At 62.4% G+C, this 19,330-nt stretch carries 17 protein-coding genes; 5 read left to right on the top strand and 12 right to left on the bottom strand.

Annotation, left to right across the window (positions count from 1 at the left end):
• The first annotated feature begins 25 nt into the window (after positions 1-25).
• Positions 26-3,613 carry a fused isobutyryl-CoA mutase/GTPase IcmF gene (icmF, locus tag PQQ96_RS30040; protein ID WP_408299339.1) on the top strand — a complete coding sequence of 1,196 codons (3,588 nt, stop codon included), beginning with the start codon at positions 26-28 and terminating at the stop codon, positions 3,611-3,613.
• Positions 3,614-3,763: 150 nt separating this feature from the next.
• On the opposite strand, the gene PQQ96_RS30035 is transcribed toward icmF, so the two are convergent.
• Complete coding sequence (locus PQQ96_RS30035) at positions 3,764-4,723, bottom strand: NAD(P)H-dependent flavin oxidoreductase (protein ID WP_408299337.1); 960 nt, start codon at positions 4,721-4,723, stop codon at positions 3,764-3,766.
• Between the two features lie 322 nt (positions 4,724-5,045).
• Between PQQ96_RS30035 and PQQ96_RS30030 the strand changes: the two genes are divergently transcribed.
• The gene (locus PQQ96_RS30030; RefSeq protein WP_408299335.1) at positions 5,046-5,936 is read left to right on the top strand and encodes an alpha/beta fold hydrolase; all 891 of its coding nucleotides are present in this window, start codon (positions 5,046-5,048) and stop codon (positions 5,934-5,936) included.
• A 92-nt stretch (positions 5,937-6,028) separates the two neighbouring features.
• Here PQQ96_RS30030 and PQQ96_RS30025 read toward each other — a convergent pair whose 3' ends face one another.
• Positions 6,029-6,499 carry an Lrp/AsnC family transcriptional regulator gene (locus PQQ96_RS30025; RefSeq protein ID WP_408299375.1) on the bottom strand — a complete coding sequence of 157 codons (471 nt, stop codon included), beginning with the start codon at positions 6,497-6,499 and terminating at the stop codon, positions 6,029-6,031.
• Positions 6,500-6,613: 114 nt separating this feature from the next.
• On the opposite strand from PQQ96_RS30025, the gene PQQ96_RS30020 reads away from it, so the two are divergent.
• Positions 6,614-7,516 carry a DMT family transporter gene (locus PQQ96_RS30020; RefSeq protein WP_408299333.1) on the top strand — a complete coding sequence of 301 codons (903 nt, stop codon included), beginning with the start codon at positions 6,614-6,616 and terminating at the stop codon, positions 7,514-7,516.
• A 344-nt stretch (positions 7,517-7,860) separates the two neighbouring features.
• On the opposite strand, the gene PQQ96_RS30015 is transcribed toward PQQ96_RS30020, so the two are convergent.
• From PQQ96_RS30015 to PQQ96_RS29990, 6 genes are all read right to left on the bottom strand, one after another.
• Positions 7,861-8,781 (bottom strand): MBL fold metallo-hydrolase, encoded by a 921-nt coding sequence (locus tag PQQ96_RS30015; protein ID WP_408299331.1) that lies wholly within the window; start codon positions 8,779-8,781, stop codon positions 7,861-7,863.
• On the bottom strand, positions 8,778-9,263 hold the full coding sequence (locus PQQ96_RS30010) for a MaoC family dehydratase (protein WP_408299330.1): 486 nt from the start codon (positions 9,261-9,263) through the stop codon (positions 8,778-8,780). Before PQQ96_RS30010 ends, PQQ96_RS30015 begins: the two co-directional genes overlap by 4 nt.
• Positions 9,260-9,514: a DUF1289 domain-containing protein gene (locus PQQ96_RS30005; RefSeq protein WP_408299328.1), complete on the bottom strand. Its 255-nt coding sequence runs from the start codon at positions 9,512-9,514 to the stop codon at positions 9,260-9,262. The genes PQQ96_RS30010 and PQQ96_RS30005 overlap by 4 nt, the downstream gene beginning before the upstream one ends.
• 4 nt (positions 9,515-9,518) lie before the next feature.
• Positions 9,519-10,040 carry a YbaK/EbsC family protein gene (locus PQQ96_RS30000; RefSeq protein ID WP_408299327.1) on the bottom strand — a complete coding sequence of 174 codons (522 nt, stop codon included), beginning with the start codon at positions 10,038-10,040 and terminating at the stop codon, positions 9,519-9,521.
• 53 nt (positions 10,041-10,093) lie between these two features.
• Positions 10,094-11,020 (bottom strand): hydroxymethylglutaryl-CoA lyase, encoded by a 927-nt coding sequence (locus PQQ96_RS29995; protein ID WP_408299325.1) that lies wholly within the window; start codon positions 11,018-11,020, stop codon positions 10,094-10,096.
• A 181-nt stretch (positions 11,021-11,201) separates the two neighbouring features.
• Positions 11,202-12,143 (bottom strand): 2-hydroxyacid dehydrogenase, encoded by a 942-nt coding sequence (locus tag PQQ96_RS29990; protein WP_408299323.1) that lies wholly within the window; start codon positions 12,141-12,143, stop codon positions 11,202-11,204.
• Positions 12,144-12,513: 370 nt separating this feature from the next.
• Between PQQ96_RS29990 and PQQ96_RS29985 the strand changes: the two genes are divergently transcribed.
• Both PQQ96_RS29985 and PQQ96_RS29980 read left to right on the top strand, forming a co-directional pair.
• Entirely contained in the window at positions 12,514-13,116 is a 603-nt protein-coding gene (locus PQQ96_RS29985; RefSeq protein ID WP_408299321.1) for an RBBP9/YdeN family alpha/beta hydrolase, read from the top strand.
• 171 nt (positions 13,117-13,287) lie between these two features.
• Complete coding sequence (locus PQQ96_RS29980) at positions 13,288-14,313, top strand: sulfate ABC transporter substrate-binding protein (RefSeq protein ID WP_408299320.1); 1,026 nt, start codon at positions 13,288-13,290, stop codon at positions 14,311-14,313.
• A gap of 153 nt (positions 14,314-14,466) precedes the next feature.
• Here PQQ96_RS29980 and bioB read toward each other — a convergent pair whose 3' ends face one another.
• The 4 genes from bioB to bioA are packed head-to-tail and all read right to left on the bottom strand — an operon-like array spanning position 14,467 to position 18,791.
• Positions 14,467-15,567, bottom strand: a complete 1,101-nt coding sequence (gene bioB, locus PQQ96_RS29975) for a biotin synthase BioB (RefSeq protein WP_408299318.1) — start codon at positions 15,565-15,567, stop codon at positions 14,467-14,469.
• Between the two features lie 34 nt (positions 15,568-15,601).
• On the bottom strand, positions 15,602-16,333 hold the full coding sequence (gene bioD / locus PQQ96_RS29970; RefSeq protein WP_408299316.1) for a dethiobiotin synthase: 732 nt from the start codon (positions 16,331-16,333) through the stop codon (positions 15,602-15,604).
• On the bottom strand, positions 16,330-17,514 hold the full coding sequence (gene bioF, locus PQQ96_RS29965; protein WP_408299314.1) for an 8-amino-7-oxononanoate synthase: 1,185 nt from the start codon (positions 17,512-17,514) through the stop codon (positions 16,330-16,332). Before bioF ends, bioD begins: the two co-directional genes overlap by 4 nt.
• A complete protein-coding gene (bioA, locus tag PQQ96_RS29960) occupies positions 17,514-18,791 on the bottom strand; it encodes an adenosylmethionine--8-amino-7-oxononanoate transaminase (RefSeq protein WP_408299312.1) in 1,278 nt (425 codons plus the stop codon). Before bioA ends, bioF begins: the two co-directional genes overlap by 1 nt.
• Between the last annotated feature and the right edge of the window lie 539 nt (positions 18,792-19,330).

Below are 19,330 nucleotides of genomic sequence, written 5' to 3'. Positions count from 1 at the left end.
ATACGAGTAACGATCTGGGGGAGACATGACCGATCTGTCCACGCCGCAGCGCGCCGGTGGCCACAAGCTGCCCGTGGGCCGGCGTCTGCGTTTCGTCACTGCTGCTGCCTTGTTCGACGGCCACGACGCCTCGATCAACATCATGCGGCGCATCCTGCAAGCGAGCGGCGTTGAGGTGATCCACCTCGGCCACAACCGCTCGGTCGATGAAGTCGCCACCGCTGCACTGCACGAAGACGCCGATGGCGTTGCCGTGTCCAGCTATCAGGGCGGCCACAACGAATACTTCCGTTATCTCGTCGATCTGCTGCGTGCGCGCGGCGGCGAGCGGATCAAGGTGTTCGGTGGCGGCGGGGGCGTGATCGTCCCGGAGGAAATTGCCGAGCTCGAACGGTATGGCGTCGAGAAGATCTATTCGCCGCATGACGGCCAGCGGCTCGGCCTGCAAGGCATGATCGACGACATGATTGCGCGCTGTGCTGACGTTGCGCGTGCCGCTGCTGCCGCACGGACGAGTCCGGTTAGCGAGTGGGTGGCTGATTTGTCGGCGTGTGGGCTGCCGCGTTTCGAGCCGCGCGCAGCGTCGCATGTCGAGACGTGTGCCGGCGATCAGGCCAACGCGCGTGATCTTTCCGGCACGGCGCGCCGGGCAGGAGAGAACCTCTACGTCCGCCAGATCGCGGACACTGTCAGCACTACCGATTCAGTCAGTTCCCCCCATACTGCCCGTAGCGCCGAACAGCCAGACCCTGCCGCCTTCACTTTCCGCCGCCTTGCGCAACTGATCAGCGCGTACGAAGCGGGTCGCGTCAAATCAGCCGAGCAGGAAATATTATCGGTCCTCGCTGAAGCGATCGAGGTGCCGGTCCTCGGCATCACCGGTACCGGCGGCGCCGGCAAATCCTCGCTCACTGACGAGCTGATCCGCCGCTTGCGCCTCGACTATGGCGACGCCCTCACCATCGCCGTGCTGGCAATCGACCCGTCGCGCCGCAAATCCGGCGGCGCGCTGCTGGGCGACCGCATCCGCATGAACGCAATCGGCAATTGGGGCGGCGGGGCGCGCGTCTACATGCGTTCAATGGCGACACGAGAAGCGTCCAGTGAAATCACCGACTCGTTGTCTGACGTGCTTACGCTATGCAAGGCGGCGGGCTTCGATCTGATCATTGTCGAAACGTCCGGGATCGGGCAGGGCAATGCGGCGATCGTGCCGTTCGTCGACGAATCGCTTTACGTGATGACGCCGGAATTCGGCGCGGCCAGCCAGTTGGAGAAGATCGACATGCTCGACTTCGCCAGCTTCGTCGCGATCAACAAGTTCGATCGCAAGGGCGCGCAGGATGCGTTGCGCGAAGTCGCCAAGCAGGTGCAGCGCAATCGCGGTGACTTCGCGAAGGCACCCGGCGCGATGCCGGTGTTCGGCACGATCGCCTCGCGCTTTAACGACGACGGCGTGACCGCGCTTTATCAGCACGTGGCCGAGGCGTTGCGCACGCATGGTTTGCGTTCTGGTGGAGGCCGTCTGCCGGTGCTCGACCACCTGCGGTTTTCGAGTGGCCGAAACGCGATCGTGCCACCGGCGCGCGTGCGCTATCTGGCGGATGTCGCGCAGACCGTTCACGCGTACCGCGAGCGTGCCGACGCGCAAGCACGCGTGGCGCGTGAGCGCTGGCAACTCACCGAAGCGCGCCGGATGCTCGGCGAAGCTGATGCGGGCGCAAGCACAGGCACAGGCACACGCACAGGCACAGGCTTCGGTGTCACGCCTTCCGCAGATTCAAGCTCCGCGAACACGCCTCAAACCCAACTCGACACACTTATCGCCCAACGCACCGCCGCCCTCGGCGAGCGCGAACGCAAGCTGCTCGAAGCGTGGCCGCAGACCGTTGCCGCCTATTCCGGCGACGAACACATCGTCCGTATTCGCGATCGCGAAATTCATACCGCGCTCACCGTGACGACACTATCCGGTTCCGAGGTCCGTAAAGTCGCGCTGCCGAAATTCGTCGACCATGGCGAAATCCTGCGTTGGCTGATGCTCGACAATCTCCCCGGCTACTTTCCGTTCACGGCCGGCGTGTTTCCATTCCGCCGCGAGAACGAGGATCCGACCCGGATGTTCGCCGGCGAAGGCGATCCGTTCCGCACCAACCGCCGGTTCAAATTGCTCTCCGAGGGCATGCCCGCCAAACGTCTTTCGACGGCGTTCGATTCGGTCACGCTTTACGGCGAGGAGCCGCACGAGCGGCCCGACATTTACGGCAAGGTGGGTAACTCGGGCGTCTCCGTCGCAACGCTCGAGGACATGAAAGCGCTCTACGACGGTTTCGATCTGTGCGCGCCCGAGACGTCGGTCTCGATGACGATTAACGGCCCGGCGCCGACGATTCTCGCGATGTTCTTCAACGTCGCGATCGATCAGCAGATCGTGCGCATGGCGCAACAGCAAGACCGTCCGCTCACGGAAGAGCAACTCGCGGCCGCTCGCCGCACCGCGCTGGAAAACGTGCGCGGCACAGTACAAGCCGACATCCTGAAGGAAGACCAAGGCCAGAACACCTGCATCTTTTCGACCGAGTTCAGCCTGAAAGTCATGGGCGATATTCAGGCGTACTTTGTCGATCATGGCGTGCGCAATTTCTATTCGGTTTCGATCTCCGGCTATCACATCGCCGAGGCGGGCGCGAATCCGATCTCGCAGTTGGCCTACACGCTCGCGAACGGCTTGACGTATGTCGAAGCCTATCTCGCGCGCGGCATGTCGATCGACGACTTCGCGCCGAATCTGTCGTTCTTCTTTTCGAACGGCATGGACCCGGAGTACACCGTGCTCGGCCGTGTCGCGCGACGCATCTGGGCCATTGTCATGCGCGAACGCTACGGCGCGAACGAACGCAGCCAGAAACTCAAGTACCACGTGCAAACCTCGGGCCGCAGCCTGCATGCGCAGGAGATCGACTTCAACGATATCCGCACCACGCTGCAAGCGCTGATCGCGATCTACGACAACTGCAACTCACTGCATACCAATGCATTCGACGAAGCGATCACCACACCCACCGAGGATTCGGTGCGCCGTGCGGTGGCCATCCAGTTGATCATCAACCGTGAATGGGGGCTGGCGAAGAATCAGAATCCGAATCAGGGCAGCTTCGTGATCGAGGAGCTGACCGATCTGGTGGAAGAGGCGGTGCTGGCGGAATTCGATCGACTCACTGAGCGTGGCGGTGTGCTGGGCGCGATGGAAACTGGCTATCAGCGCGGGCGCATCCAGGACGAGTCGATGCTGTACGAGCATCGTAAGCATGACGGCTCGTATCCGATCGTTGGCGTGAATACATTCTTGAGCACGCATCCGCATGAGGCGCCGCAGCCGATCGTGCTGGCCCGCTCGACCGACGAAGAAAAGCAGAGTCAGTTGAAGCGTCTACACGATTTTCAGGCGCAGCACCGGGACGCAGCACCCGCGGCGCTTGAGCGCTTGAAGCGCGCAGTGATCGACGATGACAACGTGTTTGCGGTGCTGATGGACGTCGTGCGCGTTTGCTCACTGGGGCAAATCACGCACGCGTTGTTTGAAGTGGGCGGGCAGTACCGCCGCAACATGTGAAGTTCGGGCGTGTTGCCAGTATGCGAGACCTGCATGCGAGGCAGGTCTCGGCGGCCGCGTCCAACGCCCGAGTGCGAATGCAGGACATGCTGCGGCGCCAGCATCGAGCCGCAGCACAACGCCTTAGCCAGGCACTTACTAACCAGGCACTTACCGCGCGATGCCGAGCCGCGCTTTCGCGTCGTTATATTCCTTCGTCAAACGCTGAACCAGCTCGCCGACGCTCGGCACGTCGTCCATCAAACCGACGCCCTGGCCTGCGCCCCAGATGTCTTTCCACGCCTTCGCCTTGTCGCTGCCGAAGTTCATCGCGGTCTTGTCCGATTCCGGCAACGCGTCCGGGTCCAATCCCGCGTTCAGGATACTTTCGCGGATGTAGTTGCCGTGCACGCCGGTGAACAGGTTTGTGTAGATGATGTCCGATGCCGTCGAATTGACGATGGCCTGCTTATAGCTGTCGACCGCGTGCGCTTCCTGGGTCGCGATGAACCGCGTGCCCATGTAGGCGAGGTCCGCGCCCATGGCCTGCGCGGCGAGAATCGAGCCGCCGTTGGCGATCGAGCCGGACAGCACAATCGGGCCGTCGAACATGCGTCGCACTTCGCCGACCAGCGCGAACGGCGAGGTCGTGCCCGCATGGCCGCCGGCACCCGACGCCACCAGGATCAGCCCGTCGACGCCCGCTTCCAACGCCTTCTGCGCATGCCGCAGGTTGATCACGTCGTGTAGCACGATACCGCCGTAGCTATGCACCGCGTCGACGATCTCGCGCGCCGGAGCGCGCAGGCTGGTGATGAAAATCGGCACCTTGTGTTCGACGCACACACGCACGTCGTGCTCGAGCCGCGTATTCGACTGATGGACGATCTGGTTGACGGCGATCGGTCCGATGATTGCGTCGGGGTGAGCCGCCTTGTGCTCGGCGAGTTTTGCCTGAATCTGCGTGAGCCATTCGTCGAGCAGTTCGGCCGGGCGGGCATTCAGCGCGGGGAACGAGCCGACGATGCCAGCCTTACATTGAGCCAACACGAGTTCGGGGTAGCTGACGATGAACATCGGCGAAGCGACGACGGGCAGCGCGAGTTTTTGCAGGACGGCGGGCAATGCCATGGTGCGAGTCTCCTGATAAGCGGACCGGTACGGCGTTGAGCGCCCGGCGATAATGAGTTTAGCGGCACATGGCCTGTGGTGCGTCGAGACTGACCAGCTTCATGCTGCCGCCACGATCTCCCCCCGCATTTGCCACGTGGTTGCCATGACCGCCCGAAAATTTAAGAACGGTCGTTCGATTATAGGCGAAGCTGCCACGTCATGTCCGTTTAGAACAGTTGGAAGGAGTGTTCAGTTTCTATGCTTGCGTGGGCTGTCCCACTCCGCATCGACACATCGGGCTCCTACAATGCTTTGACTCCCAAACGATAAGAGACCCGCTATGGCCTTCGAGGATTTCACGCCCTTTCGCGTCGCCGTGGGCGACGTCGATATTTTCGGAGTGAAGGGCGGGGCAGGGCCGCCCCTGCTGCTGCTGCACGGTCACCCGGAGTCGCATCTGATCTGGGAGCGGTGTGCGGCGCAACTGGCCGAACATTTCACGGTCATCGCGACCGACTTGCGCGGCTACGGCGCCTCGGGCAAACCGCCAAGCGACGCCGACCACACACCGTATTCCAAACGCACGATGGCGGCTGATCAGGTCGCCGTGATGCGCCACTTCGGTTTCGAACGATTCCTGGTGTGCGCGCACGATCGCGGCGCCCGGGTCGCGCACCGGATGGCGCTCGATCATGCCGATGCCGTCGAGCGGTTGATGCTGCTCGATATCGCGCCGACGCTCGCGATGTACGAAGCCACCGACCGCGCTTTCGCGACCTATTACTTCCACTGGTTTTTCCTGATCCAGCCGGAGCCGTTGCCGGAGACGCTGGTCGGCGGGAACCCCGCTGCGTATGTCGATGCGGTGATGGGCAGCCGTCACGCGGGCCTGGCGCCGTTCGCGCCCGAAGCGCTTGACGCGTATCGCAGCGCGCTGGCGCAACCCGGCGCCGTGCATGCGATGTGCGAGGACTACCGGGCATCGGCGAGCATCGACCTCGAACACGACCGGGCTGACATCGAGCGAGGCCACAAGATCGGCTGTCCGCTGCGTGTGCTGTGGGGCGACAAGGCCGTGATCGAGAAGTGCTTCGACGCGCTGGCGGAATGGCGTCACGTCGCGCGGGACGTGAGCGGGCGGTCATTGTCGTGCGGGCATTACATTCCTGAAGAGGCGCCGGACGAACTGGTTGCGGAAATGCTGTCGTTCTTCGAAGCGGTCGAACAGTAAGGGGTTTCGTTCGTCCGCAATGCGGCCGCCGGCTCGTTCATATCCGACCCGGCCGCCGTTTCGTTCACCCACGATGCGGCCGCGCGTTTTGCTCAGCCTAGCGGTGGCAAGCGGCGCGCAATCGGCGTCGACTTGACGATTGCCGTGCTGGTTTCCGCGCGTTCGGTGACCTTCGACAGAATCTCATCGAGCTGGTCGATCGAATGCAGATACAGGCGGCAGATGAAGCAATCGTCGCCCGTTACCTTGTCGCATTCAACAAACTCCGGAATCCGCCGGATCACGTCTTCCACCAGATGCAACTGCCCGGGCAACGGCTTCACGCGCACGATAGCCTGCAACGTGAAACCGAGCGAGCGCGGATCGATCTGCACGGTGAAGCGCTCGATCACGCCTTGTGCTTCGAGCCTGCGGACGCGTTCGGCCGTACTCGGCGCCGAGAGGCCGACCAGGCGCGCCAGTTCGCTGACCGGCTGGCGGGCGTCCGCCGCCAGCGCGGCGAGCAGCGTGCGATCGATGTCATCGAGTGTGGCGGGCGTGACGGGAGCAAGGCGTTTGGTCATCATGGCCTTCGATTATTAGGTTTCCTCGCGAGAGGACTTAAGTTTAGCCATGTATTCGGGCGGTCGGATTAATTACACTGCTCCTCATGCAGGAATCAATTCGAGGATCCAATCATGGCGTCAAATGAGATTCGCCGCGGCGCGGCGGAAATGACCATGGCCATGCTGATGTCCGGCACCATCGGCTGGCTGGTGGTGTCGTCGCAGCAGAGCCCGTTCAATGTGGTGTTCTTTCGCTGCATCTTCGGCAGCGCGACGCTGGCGCTCGTGTGCGCCGTGCTTGGCCTGTTCAGACGCAAGCTCTTTTCGTGGAAGATGCTCGGCCTCGCACTGCTCGGCGGCGCGGCGATCGTTTTCAACTGGGTGTTGCTGTTCGCGGCTTATTCGCGCGCCTCGATCTCGATGGCAACCGCCGTCTACAACACGCAGCCGTTCATGCTGGTCGCGCTCGGTGCGCTGGTGTTTCGTGAGCGCATTAGCGCGTCGACGGTCGCCTGGCTGGTGATCGCGTTTATTGGTCTCGTGTTCGTGGTGAAGGTCGAGCCGGCGGTGTTGGCCGTGCCGGGGCACTATCTGGTCGGTGTCGCCTATGCCGTGGGCGCGGCGGCGATGTACGCGGTCTCGTCGATCATCACGAAGCGCCTGAAGGGCACGCCGCCGCATCTGATTGCGCTGATCCAGGTATCGCTCGGCGTCGTGATGATGGCGCCGTTCGTGCGCTTCGATGCGCTGCCGACTAGCGGCGCGCAGTGGCTTGAATTGATCGTGCTCGGTATTGTCAATACGGGACTCATGTATGTGCTGCTCTATGGCGCGATCCAGAAACTGCCGACCTCGATGACCGGTGCGTTGTCGTTCATCTACCCGGTGGTGGCGATCATTGTTGACCGGGTTGCGTTCGGGCAGAAGCTTGCGTGGATTCAGGTACTCGGTGCCGTGCTGATCCTGCTTGCGGCCGCAGGCGTGAATCTCGGCTGGCGGATCGTGCCGCAGAAACGTCTGTCCTCGACCTGGTGATTGAGGTGCCGGTCAGCCGGCCGGCAATAGTACGGATTCCGGAGCAACCGATGCGCTGCCTTGTTTGTGTCGATGGACAATGACAACCAACTCGCAGACTACGAGGCTTCGTAGCTGGTCTGTATGCGGGTTTAAAAGGCAGCGTCAAGCATCTGTAGGGAAACCACTGATGCGGTCGAAAAACGGGTGCGCGTATCATTCACCCCGACGCTGATCACGTCCGACAGAATTTCCGCCGCTCGCCTTGATGGTCGAGCGGCTTTCTTTTTGTGGCGACGGTTTGCGTGTTTTGCATGTCGTACGTCGCTTACCGCCCGCCCGCCCGACTGCCTGCACTGCGTGCGTCAAGCCTGGCGCGCGACGATGCGCTCACCATCGATCTCCAATGGCCCGTTTTTGGCGGCTAGCTCCTCCACAATCGCGTGCACCAGAGTGAACCATTCGCCGCGCGGCTTGAGCATCGTGGCGGCGGCGCGCATCACGGCGGCATCGTCGAGCATTTGGAGCAACGTGTCGAAGCTCATCGCGCGGACTTCGAGCAGCTTGAACACGATCAACACCTTCAGCGCATTCTTCGCATTACGCGCCGGATCGGCGCGTAACCACGCGACGCGTGAAAACGCCCGTTCGAGCGCCTGTTCGACATTCGTGAAGGGCGAGCCATGGCCGGGAATCACGAGCCGCACGTCGAGCTTCGCAATGGCTTCGAGCACCGCCTGTTCCTCGGCGAAACCGCTGTCACCTTCCAACTCGGGAAAGATCACGCCGAAGCCGTTTTCCCACAGCGCGTCCGCGCTGATCAGGATGCGTTCGTCCGCGCAATACAGCATCAACGAATGCGGGTCGTGCCCCGGTGCGCCGAGCACTTGCCAGTCGAGTGCGCCGAGCCGCAGTTGCGCGCCGGGGGCGATCGTCCCGGTGAAGGTGAAGCGTTCGCAGGTCTGGCCGGTGGCGCGAAATGTCAGACGGGTTTCGTCCCAATCACGTACCGCGTCGGCTTCGGATGCGGGAATCGCGGTACGGCAGAGCCATGTCGACTGCAATAGCGCGTTGCCGCCGCAGTGATCCGAATGCAGATGCGTGTTGACGATCAGATCGAGCGGTCGCGCGCCGAGCGTTTGCTTCACGAGTGCGACGGTTTGCGGCGCGTGCGTCGCGTAACCGGTATCGACGAGAGCGGCGCACGTGTCGTCGACCAGCAGCACGTTGTTCGACGACAGCCAGCCGCGTTCGAAAACCCGGATCGATTCCGGTAGCGTAATCATGGTGCGCTTGTACCTGCGTTAGTGGTCGCGATTGAATTCGCCGATGCTTCGGGTTTCGGCATCACCAGGATGGTCGAGGTGCCGGTCAACATCGTCTCGCCGCGCTGGTTTACCACGCTTCCTTCCAGATGCGTCAGATCGCCGTTCAGACTCGGCTTCCAGTACGCGTTGCGCACACACCAGGTGATCGTCAGCGTATCGTTCGCGTGGACGGCTTTCTTCAGCTTGATATCGAACTCGAGTCCGAGCGGCTGCGCGTAGGTCGAAAAATGCGTCGCCAGCAGCGCCATGAAATGCGCGGTAGGTTGCGTGCCGGACGCGATCAAACCCCCGAAGCGGCTTTGCGCGGCATAGGCGTCGTCGTGATGCAACGGGTTGAAGTCGTTGACGAGCGTGGCGAACGATTTCACCGATTCCGCCGATAGTTCGAGCGTCGAGCTGAACGTCTCACCGATCGTCACGATGCGCGGCGTGGCGTTCATCGCTGCGCCTTCGGCAGGTTTGCCGGGTTGGCCTTGCTGGCCTGCCTGGCCATGAACTCCGCGTGGCGTTCCTCGATCGCGTCCCAGACTGCGCGCTTCGCGTCGTCGTCGAACGCCGACCAGCCGGCAATTTCGTCGATGGTGCGCAAGCAGCCTTCGCACCACCCGGTCGATGCGTCCATCTTGCACACACTGATGCAGGGTGACGGCACGGCAGCCTCGTCGTCTTCGCTATCGATGCCCGCTGTCATCGCTTCATGCCGTCTCGCGCAGTGCCACGTCCACCACCGGTGCGCCCGTCAACGCAATCAGTTCCTGTGCCGTCAGATTGAACACTGCATGCGGATGGCCCGCGGCGGCCCACAGGCTATCGAGTTCCAGCAGATCGGCATCGATCAGCGTGACCGGTTTCGTGGCGTGGCCGATCGGGCACACGCCGCCGATCGCATAACCGGTTTTCTCGCGGACGAACTTCGCATCCGCGCGGCCGATCTCGCCGACTTGCGCCGCGACCTTCTTTTCGTCGACGCGATTCGCGCCGCTCGCGACCACCAGCACCGGTGTATCGTCTTTGCGGCGGCGAAACAGGATCGACTTGGCGATCTGAGCAACCGAGCAGCCGAGACCGGCTGCAGCTTCCGCGGAAGTCTTACCGGTTTCCGGCAGCATCACGATTCGTCCAGCGTGGCCGCGTTCACGCAACAACAGCGCGACGCGGCGTGCGGAGTCAGGCAACGCGGCGAGATCGTCGGAATCGGGAGAAGCGAGGTCCGTCATCGTTTCAAGTCCTAAGAGATGGGCGAGATGAGTGGCGAGATGAGTGGCGGCAGTCAGACGCAGTTGCCTTGCTCGCTGCGTGCTTTGGCGAGCAGTGCCTTGCCGGCGCGCGAGACGTTAGGCTTGCCGATCGACGTCGAAATGAAATCGCCGATCGCCACGACTTGCGCGAGGTCGATGCCGGTCTCGATGCCGAGGCCGTTCAGCAGATACAGCACGTCTTCGGTCGCGACGTTGCCGGTCGCGCCCTTCGCATACGGACAGCCGCCGAGCCCTGCCACTGAGGCGTGATAAATCTCGATGCCTTCCTGCAACGCGGCGTAGATATTCGCGAGCGCCTGACCGTAGGTGTCGTGGAAGTGACCCGACAGACGTTCGCGCGGAAACACCCGGGTAACCGCCTCGAACACTTCACGTGTGCGCTTTGGCGTGCCGACGCCGATCGTGTCCGCAATATCGATCTCATCACAGCCGAGCGCCGCGAAACGCTCCACCACATCGACCACCGATGCCACCGGTACTTCGCCTTGATACGGACAGCCGAGCGCACACGACACGCTGCCACGAATGCGCAAGCCATGGTCTTTCGCAGCCTGCGCGACGGGCGCGAATCGATCGATGCTTTCCGCGATGCTGCAATTGATGTTCTTCTGCGAAAACGCTTCGCTGGCGGCGCCGAAGATCACGATCTCATCCGCGCGCGCCGCAAGCGCGCCTTCGAAACCGCGCAGGTTCGGCGTCAGTACCGAGTAGATCGTGCCGGCACGGCGCTCGATGCCGGCCATCACGTCGGCGCCGTCGGCCATCTGCGGCACCCATTTCGGCGATACGAACGAGGCTGCTTCGACGTTACGGAACCCCGCAGCCGACAAGCGGTTGATCAAGTCGATCTTGATCGCGGTGGGGACGAATTCCTTCTCGTTCTGCAGTCCGTCACGCGGACCGACTTCGACGATTTTGACGTGCTGGGGCAAGGCCATGATCTCTCTCCTGTGTCGACCGGAGTTCGCGCTTTAGCGTGTTACTCCGGTCCCATGCAATGAGCCCGCGCGTGGCGGCGCTCCTTCAGTAGCTCAGTCGGATTCTGTGGTGGTGTTCAAAACCCGTGCTCGATGTCTGTGTTCAGTCTCTGCGCTCAGTATTTACGCTCAGTATTTACGCTCAGTATCCACGTTCAATATCTACCACGCCGCTCACCGTTTCGCCGCGCATCAGCGCCGTTATTTTCCGCGAGACTTGCGCGACGCTCTCTTCGCGCAACGTGAGCGCGGACATGTGTGGCGTGATCGTGATGCGCGGCTCTTTCCAGAACAGATGATCGGGCGGCAGCGGTTCTTCGCGGAACACGTCGAGCGTCGCGGCGGCGAGCTGGCCGCTGGCGAGCGCTTCGAGCAGATCCGGTTCAACCAGATGACCGCCGCGTGCGACGTTGATCAGATACGCGCCCTTCGCGAGCCTGGAGAAGGTGCGCCGGTTCAGCACGTCGCCCGTATCCGGTGTATGCGGCAGCAGATTCACCAGCACTTTCACGCCGTCGAGAAACGTATCGAACTGCGCAGCGCCTGCAAAGGTCGTGATGCCGTCGATTTGCCGCGCACTGCGGCTGTACCCGCGCACCGGCATGCCAAACGCCGCCACTGCCTGTGCGACATGCGCGCCGAGCACACCAAGCCCGAGTATGCCGACGGTGAAGGTTTCGCGCGGGTGCGGATCGAGCACTTCCCAGCGGCGTTCGCTTTGCAGCGTCTGGTATTCGTCGAAACGACGCAGGTAGCGCAGCACGGCATGCGTCACATATTCGGCCATCTGCAGGGCCATGCCGCTGTCTTCGAGCCTGATCAACTGGGCGTTTGGCGGCAGCGTGCCGGGTTGCTCGTGTTCAAGCGCGAGGATCGCATCGACGCCCGCGCCGAGATTGAAGATCGCGCGCAGATCGTTGCGGCCGGCCAGCATCTCACGCGGCGGGCGCCACACGACCGCGAAATCAGCGGGTTCGGTGTCGCCCGTCTGCCATTCACGCAACTCGGCTTCCGGCAGCGCGCGGGCGAAGTCGTGAAGCCACGCGGCGGCGTTGGGATGCTGCATGTAGAAGAGGATTTTCATACGGTCCGGAAGGCGCGTGCGTTGTCGAGTCTGATGACGGGAGAGGCCCGAAAGTACGGCTTCAACGCCCGCGGCGCTTCAGACGACGCTTGCGGCATGAGGCCTCCTCCTTTTATGGGTAGGCTTCATTCTACTTTTTCGACGCGAATCGCGTGCGTTTGCGAACGCGCGTGCGGTTTTAGCCGAAGCCGCTGGCTCGGTCACGCGGCCTGGCTTGGCTCGCGGCCGAGCCACAGCCACAGCCACGGCGTGGCCGGGGGAAGCGATCTGGCCGTGCATTTGCCCCATAAACAAAGCACAAAAACTTGGTTCGCCCTTGCTGCGCCCGGCGGGACAATCACTGTCCGGATTCCGGCAGCGAGGGACAGACATGCTTTCATGCACCAAATCGACATGGCCGCCGCGGCTCGTCACCGTTCCCGGCCTGCACGGCAGCGAGGGCGCGCACTGGCAAACATGGCTCGAACGGCAATTCGCGCGCTCGCTGCGCGTCGAACAGGCCGATTGGGATGCCCCGGACGTCGTTGTCTGGGCGAAGTCGCTGCGCGATCTGCTCGCGCGCGAACGTGGGCCGTTCGTGCTGGCCGCGCATAGCTTCGGTTGCCTTGCGACGGCACATGCGTTGCAGCAGGCGTCGTATGCGAACGACGTGGTTGGCGTGCTGTTCGTCGCGCCGGCGAGCCCGGAGAAATTCGCCTTCGCTGGACCGTTCGACGCACGGCCTCTCGGCGTGCCGTCGATTCTGATCGGCAGTGAAACCGACCCGTGGATGCCGCTCGCCGGTTCACGCGATCTCGCGCAGCGTTTCGGCAGCGCGTTCGTCAATCTCGGTGACGCGGGACACATCAACACCGCGGCGGGATTCGGCCCGTGGCCGCGTGCCAAGTATTTCGTCGACACGCTGGTGCATTGCGCGGCGCCGCTGCGCTTTCGCGAAGAGACGTTCGAGGTCTCGCAGCACGCGTTCGTTTGAGTGTTTCTCCGGGCGTTGGGCATCAATCGCTGTGCGGGCGATCAAGTAACCAGGCACATAGCTGAACGCGTAATCGAACGCGAGTGAAAAAGTAAGCGATCCGTTAGAATCCCGCTTCACGCCGCACGTCTGTGTGGCCACAGATTTTCATCATCGATAGGCGGGGACAGGATGGCAGGCAAGACGGGGACATCGCGCTGGCTGGCAGCCGGCATGACGGTAATGACGCTCGCGCTCGGCGGCATCTCGACCGCGCACGCGGACACATCGTTGCTCAATGTGTCGTACGACGTGACGCGCGAACTGTACAAGGACATCAACGCCGGCTTCATCACGGCATACAAGCAGAAGAGCGGCGAGACCGTGTCGATTCGTCAGTCGCACGGTGCATCGAGCGCGCAGGCGCTTTCGGTGCTGCAAGGACTGCAGGCTGACGTCGTGACGATGAACCAGCCGAACGACATCGACCTGCTCGCCGAAAAGGGCCAACTGGTACCCGCCAACTGGCGCGCGCGCCTGCCGGACGACAGCGCTCCGTACACCACGACGATGGTGTTCCTCGTGCGCAAGGGCAATCCGAAGCACATCAGGGACTGGGACGATCTCGCCAAACCGGGCGTGCAAGTGGTGATCGCCAATCCGAAGACCTCGGGTAACGGCCGCTACGCGTATCTGGCCGCATGGGGTTATCGCAAGCAACACGGCGGTACCGATGCGCAAGCGCTCGACTTCGAAAAGGCGATCTTCAAGAACGTGCCGGTGCTCGACACGGGCGGCCGCGGCGCGACGACGACCTTCACGCAACGCGGTATTGGTGACGTGCTGGTGACGTTCGAAAACGAAGTGTCGTTGATCGATACGGGTGTGGGCGCGGGCAATTTCGAAGCGGTGTATCCGTCGGTGAGCCTGCTGGCTGCGCCGCCGGTGTCGATCGTCGACAAGGTGGTCGACAAGCGCGGCACGCGCAAGGAAGCGCAGGCGTATCTCGACTATCTGTGGTCGCCGGCCGCGCAGGAAATCATTGCGCAGCATCATCTGCGTCCGCGCGACAAGAACGTGCTCGCGAAGCATGCGGCTGAGTTCAAGCCGGTCAAGACCTTCACTGTCGAAGAGATGTTCGGTAGCTGGCAGAAAGCACAGCAAACGCATTTCTCTGATGGTGGGACGTTCGATCAGATCATCGTGGATAAGAAGTAAATCTCTACGTCAGAAACAAAAAGGCCGCCTCGTTTCTGCACTGCACCCCAAAGTTAGTTGGACATCCGTCCGACGATTCGAGGTGCCGTTCATTGCCGAGGCGGCCTTTTTTATGCGTGCGTTTGACCACGCACGCCTGGTACGCGTCGTTCTTTAGTTCGGCGCGGCGTGCGCGTTTTCATCATGCGCGCAGCTATGCTCGCAACCGCTCTGATCCAGCGGCATTTGCTGCGCCGCTTCCGCGCGAATACCGAGCCGTTCGAGCAGCTTGCGGTCTGCTTCTGCTTGCGGGTTGCTGGTGGTCAGCAACTGGTCGCCGTAGAAAATCGAGTTCGCGCCGGCGAGGAAGCACAAGGCCTGCAACGCTTCGTCCATCTGTTCACGGCCTGCCGACAGACGCACCATCGCGCGCGGCATCGTGATGCGGGCAATCGCGATCGTACGGACAAATTCGAACGGATCGATTGCTTCGGTCCCGGTCAGCGGCGTGCCTTCCACTTGCACCAGGTTGTTGATAGGCACCGATTCCGGATACGGCTCCATGTTGGCCAGTTGCGCGATCAGGCCGGCGCGCTCACGGCGCGATTCGCCCAGGCCGACAATACCGCCGCAGCAGACGTTGATGCCCGCATCGCGCACGCGTTCGAGCGTGTCGAGGCGGTCCTGATACGTGCGCGTCGAAATGATCTGGCCGTAGAACTCCGGCGACGTATCGAGGTTGTGGTTGTAGTAGTCGAGGCCTGCTTCGCGCAGACCTTGCGCCTGATGCGTTTCCAGCATGCCGAGCGTCACGCAGGTTTCGAGACCCATCGCCTTCACGCCGCGGATCATGTCCTTGATCGGTTCGAGGTGACGGTCCTTCGGATTGCGCCACGCCGCGCCCATGCAGAAGCGCGTCGCGCCGTTTTCCTTGGCGACTTTTGCGGCGGCCAATACTTCATCGACCGGCATCAGCTTGTCGGCTTGCAGGCCGGTGTCGTGATGCACCGACTGCGGGCAGTACGCGCAATCTTCTTCGCAACCACCGGTCTTGATCGACAGAAGCGTCGACAGTTGCACGGTGTTAGCGTCGAAATGTTCGCGGTGGGTTTGCTGCGCGCGGAACATCAGGTCGTTGAACGGCAGTTCGTACAACGCGACGATGTCGGCGACACGCCACTTGGCCACCGGCTTGGCGCCTGCTGCGGCGTTGTTGGCGTTATGGTTTGCGGCGGCCGTGTCGGCTGGCGTCGGAGCGATGTTCAGTTGCGTCATGTCGTCAATCCTCATGGGTGGATGTGATGGGTGTTCAGCGCTGCGCGTGACGCAGCGTCTGCAGGAGTCGGTTGATGTCGAGTTGATCCGCCGCGAGCTCGGGCGAAGCCGGGTTCAAATGCGGCACGATACCGAGCAAGGGCGCGTCGTATTCGCGCGCGAGATGCTCGCGAATCGAGGCGATGTTTTCGTCGGGGAACGTCATGTCCGGATCGATGCGGTTGGCGACCCAACCCGCAAGCGTCAGCCCACGCGCGGCGATCGCTTCGGCGGTGAGCAGCGCGTGGCTGATGCAACCGAGGCGCATGCCGACCACCAGCACGACCGGCAGCTTCAGCGCGACAGCGAGATCGGCGGTGTCCTGCGTCGTGGTCAGCGGCACGCGAAAACCGCCGACGCCTTCGACCACGACGACGTCGGCTTGCTGCAAAGCTTGCGCATGGCAATCGACGATATGGTCGAGATCGAACGTGACGTTTTCCAGCGCGGCGGCGATGTGCGGCGCGGCCGGTTCCTTCAACAGATACGGCGTGCGAATCGCCGGCGGCAGCAACACGCTCGACGCGGCGTCGAGTTGATCGGCGTCTTCGTTATGCAACACACCGTTCACTTCGAACGCGCCTGCGGCGATCGGCTTCATCGCGGCGGCTTGCAGGCCTTCGCGAACGAAACCGCGCAAAAGCGCCGAGGAGACGAAGGTCTTGCCAATTTCCGTATCGGTGCCGGTGACGAAGAGAGACAGCGCGCTTTGATTCGAGCTACTCATGCCGCCTTCGCCCCGAGTTGTTGCAAGCCCGCGTCGAGCCGGTCCAGATCTGCTTGCGAATGCGCGGCGGACAGCGAAATGCGCAGCCGCGACGTCCCGGTGGGTACGGTGGGCGGACGGATCGCGGGTACCCAAAGGCCAGCGCGGTCGAGTGTGGCCGCGATGTCGAGCGTGGCTTCGTTCGCGCCGATGATCAGCGGTTGGACGGCAGTGTGCGAATCAACCGGTAGCCACGGCGTGGCTTTCAGCATCGCACGCGTGCGTTCAATCAGCTTCTGAAGATGGGCGCGCCGCGCGTCACCTTCTTCGCCGCCGATAATGCGCAAACTCGCCGACACCGCATGTGCCGCAGCCGGCACCGACGCGGTCGTGAAAATGTATGGACGCGCGCGCTGCACGAGCCATTCGATCACGGTCTCATGCGCGACGACGAATGCGCCCGATACACCTGCAGCTTTACCGAGCGTGCCGATCGAAATCAGATTTGGCGAGCGCAATGCGGCCTGGGCTATTGCGCCGCGGCCTTGCGGGCCGAGCACGCCGAAACCGTGCGCGTCGTCGACGATCAGCCATGCGCCATGCCGTTCCGCGAGTTCAAGCAGGCGCGGCAGGGGCGCGATATCGCCGTCCATGCTGAAGACCGTATCGGAGACGATCACTTTGACTTCGGCGTCCGAGGCATCGAGCATCGCGCTCAGCGCTTCCACATCGCAGTGCGGATAGATCTGCACGTCGGCGCGAGACAAACGCGCGCCGTCGATCAACGACGCGTGATTCAGCGCATCGGAGAAGAGCGTCGTGCCGCGGCCCGCGAGCGCGGTGAGCGTCGCGAGATTCGCCATGTAGCCGGTGCTGAAGTAGAGCGCGCGCGCATTGCCGACGAAGCCACCGGCGAATTCAGCCAGGTCGTCTTCGAGTTGCGCATGCGCGCGCGAGTGGCCGCCTAGCAGATGCGAACCGCCGCTGCCGGCGCCGTAACGCTGCGCACCTTCAGCGATGGCCGCGATCAGTTGCGGATGCGCGGCGAGGCCCAGATAGTCGTTACTTGCGAAGCCGATGATCGCGCGGCCGTCGACCGTCATGTGCGCGGCGCACGGCGTGTCGGCGATACGGCGACGGCGGCGCAGACCGCGCGCGTCGATTTCCTTGAGGCCTTCGGTGAGTGTGTCGAGCAGGTGCATTAGCGGGTCTCCGCGAGCGTCGCTTCGAAGGTGTCGCGAGTGCGCGAGGCGAGCAGCGCGATTTCTTCGTCGTCGAGGATGTAGGGGGGCATCAGATACACCGTCGTCGAAATCGGACGCAGCAGCAGTTCGCGCTGCAACGCGTTCTCGAAGAAGCGGCGCGAGAATGTTTTGGCTTGCTGAGCGTCGTCGATCACGGCATCGAACGCGAAGATCGTTCCGCACTGACGCAGATTGCTCACCTGTTTGTGTTCCGCGAGGGGCGCGAGCGCGGCCTTCAGCTTCGCGGACTTCTGCACGTTGACGGCGAGTACGTTGTCGCTTGCGAAGAGATCGAGCGTAGCGAGCGCTGCGCGGCACGCGAGCGGATTGCCCGTGTACGAATGCGAGTGCAGGAAACCGCGCGCCGTATCGTCGTGATAGAAGGCGTCAAAAATTTCATCGCGCGACAGCACGATCGAAAGCGGCAGATAGCCGCCGCTGATCCCTTTCGACAGACACAGAAAGTCCGGCCAGATGCCGGCTTGTTCGCACGCGAAGAACGTACCGGTGCGACCACACCCGACAGCGATTTCATCGGCGATCAGATGCACGCCGTACTGATCGCACAGCGCGCGCAATCCGGCGATATACGACGGGTCGTGCATTGCCATGCCGGCCGCGCATTGCACTAGCGGCTCAACGATGAGCGCGGAGATTTTTGTGGCGCGTGCTTCGAACAACGCGCGAACGTGATCGAGTGCGCGACGCGAAACGTCGGCAGCGGTTTCACCAGCTTGTGCAAGGCGCGCGTCGGGCGATGCCACGACGTGCGCGTTGCGGATCAGTGGATCGTAGGCGTCCTTGAAGAGCGCGACATCGGTGACGCCGAGCGCGCCGATAGTTTCGCCGTGATAGCTGTTCGCGACGCAGACGAATTCCTGTTTGTCGGCGAAGCCGCGATTGCGCCACGAGTGGAAGCTCATCTTCAACGCGATTTCAACGGCCGATGCGCCGTCGGACGCGAAGAACGCGTGACCGAGCGTGTTGTTCGTGAGTGCGCCAAGACGCTCCGCGAGTTCGATGGCCGGTTCGTGCGTGCACCCCGCGAGCATCGCGTGTTCGAGCGTGTCGAGTTGATCTTTCAACGCTGCATTGATACGAGGATTGGCATGACCGAACAGGTTGACCCACCAGGAGCTGATCGCGTCCAGATACCGGTTGTTCGCGCGGTCGTAGAGCCACGCGCCCTGGCCTCGTGCGACCGGGATCAGCGGCAGGCGCTCTTGGTGTTTCATCTGGGTGCAGGGGTGCCAGACGGCACGCAGGCTGCGGGTGATCCAGTCTTCAGGGGATGCTGACTTTTCCAAAGGGTACTCCGAGGTGCTTTTTTGCCGTTGCACGGCTGGCTTTTTAGGGCCATTTCATTCGCGCTGCGGTTTTTTTTGCGCTGCGCGCGGCCTTGGGGAGGCATGAGGGGTCGAGATTAGCGGTTTATTTCGTGCTGTGCACTAGGGGTTGGGGGTTGGCTTTTTGCCTGCGGCGGTGGGGTTTGGCGCTGTTCGATGCAGGTCGTTTCTGTTTCATTCTGAAGGTCGCTGATGGGCGGAGTTGACGACGACAAAGTAGTTGGACCTTATGGGCGGGAATTTGGGGTTTAAGGTCGGGGTTTGCCTCCGGCGGTGGGGGTGCTTGTTTTTTTGCCTGCGCGGCGCTTTTGTATGTGTGCCTGTGGTGTTGGGCTTTGCCTGGGTTTGGTTGCCTTTGCGGCGCTTGTTTGTCTATATGCCTAAGGCATTGGCCTTTCCTTGAATTGTTATTGGTTTATTAGCGTCGG

This window comes from Paraburkholderia sediminicola (genome assembly GCF_046027825.1).
In the GTDB taxonomy this organism is placed as follows: Bacteria; Pseudomonadota; Gammaproteobacteria; order Burkholderiales; family Burkholderiaceae; genus Paraburkholderia; species Paraburkholderia sediminicola_D.
The sequence above is the reverse complement of the archived record's forward strand: the minus strand, read 5'-3'. Positions and strand labels throughout refer to the sequence as shown.

Excerpts from the sequence above, each read along its gene's own strand:
- icmF (WP_408299339.1), top strand. The coding sequence starts at position 26 with ATGACCGATCTGTCCACGCCGCAGCGCGCCGGTGGCCACAAGCTGCCC.
- PQQ96_RS30035 (WP_408299337.1), bottom strand. The coding sequence starts at position 4,723 with ATGGCATTGCCCGCCGTCCTGCAAAAACTCGCGCTGCCCGTCGTCGCT.
- PQQ96_RS30030 (WP_408299335.1), top strand. The coding sequence starts at position 5,046 with ATGGCCTTCGAGGATTTCACGCCCTTTCGCGTCGCCGTGGGCGACGTC.
- PQQ96_RS30025 (WP_408299375.1), bottom strand. The coding sequence starts at position 6,499 with ATGACCAAACGCCTTGCTCCCGTCACGCCCGCCACACTCGATGACATC.
- PQQ96_RS30020 (WP_408299333.1), top strand. The coding sequence starts at position 6,614 with ATGGCGTCAAATGAGATTCGCCGCGGCGCGGCGGAAATGACCATGGCC.
- PQQ96_RS30015 (WP_408299331.1), bottom strand. The coding sequence starts at position 8,781 with ATGATTACGCTACCGGAATCGATCCGGGTTTTCGAACGCGGCTGGCTG.
- PQQ96_RS30010 (WP_408299330.1), bottom strand. The coding sequence starts at position 9,263 with ATGAACGCCACGCCGCGCATCGTGACGATCGGTGAGACGTTCAGCTCG.
- PQQ96_RS30005 (WP_408299328.1), bottom strand. The coding sequence starts at position 9,514 with ATGACAGCGGGCATCGATAGCGAAGACGACGAGGCTGCCGTGCCGTCA.
- PQQ96_RS30000 (WP_408299327.1), bottom strand. The coding sequence starts at position 10,040 with ATGACGGACCTCGCTTCTCCCGATTCCGACGATCTCGCCGCGTTGCCT.
- PQQ96_RS29995 (WP_408299325.1), bottom strand. The coding sequence starts at position 11,020 with ATGGCCTTGCCCCAGCACGTCAAAATCGTCGAAGTCGGTCCGCGTGAC.
- PQQ96_RS29990 (WP_408299323.1), bottom strand. The coding sequence starts at position 12,143 with ATGAAAATCCTCTTCTACATGCAGCATCCCAACGCCGCCGCGTGGCTT.
- PQQ96_RS29985 (WP_408299321.1), top strand. The coding sequence starts at position 12,514 with ATGCTTTCATGCACCAAATCGACATGGCCGCCGCGGCTCGTCACCGTT.
- PQQ96_RS29980 (WP_408299320.1), top strand. The coding sequence starts at position 13,288 with ATGGCAGGCAAGACGGGGACATCGCGCTGGCTGGCAGCCGGCATGACG.
- bioB (WP_408299318.1), bottom strand. The coding sequence starts at position 15,567 with ATGACGCAACTGAACATCGCTCCGACGCCAGCCGACACGGCCGCCGCA.
- bioD (WP_408299316.1), bottom strand. The coding sequence starts at position 16,333 with ATGAGTAGCTCGAATCAAAGCGCGCTGTCTCTCTTCGTCACCGGCACC.
- bioF (WP_408299314.1), bottom strand. The coding sequence starts at position 17,514 with ATGCACCTGCTCGACACACTCACCGAAGGCCTCAAGGAAATCGACGCG.
- bioA (WP_408299312.1), bottom strand. The coding sequence starts at position 18,791 with ATGAAACACCAAGAGCGCCTGCCGCTGATCCCGGTCGCACGAGGCCAG.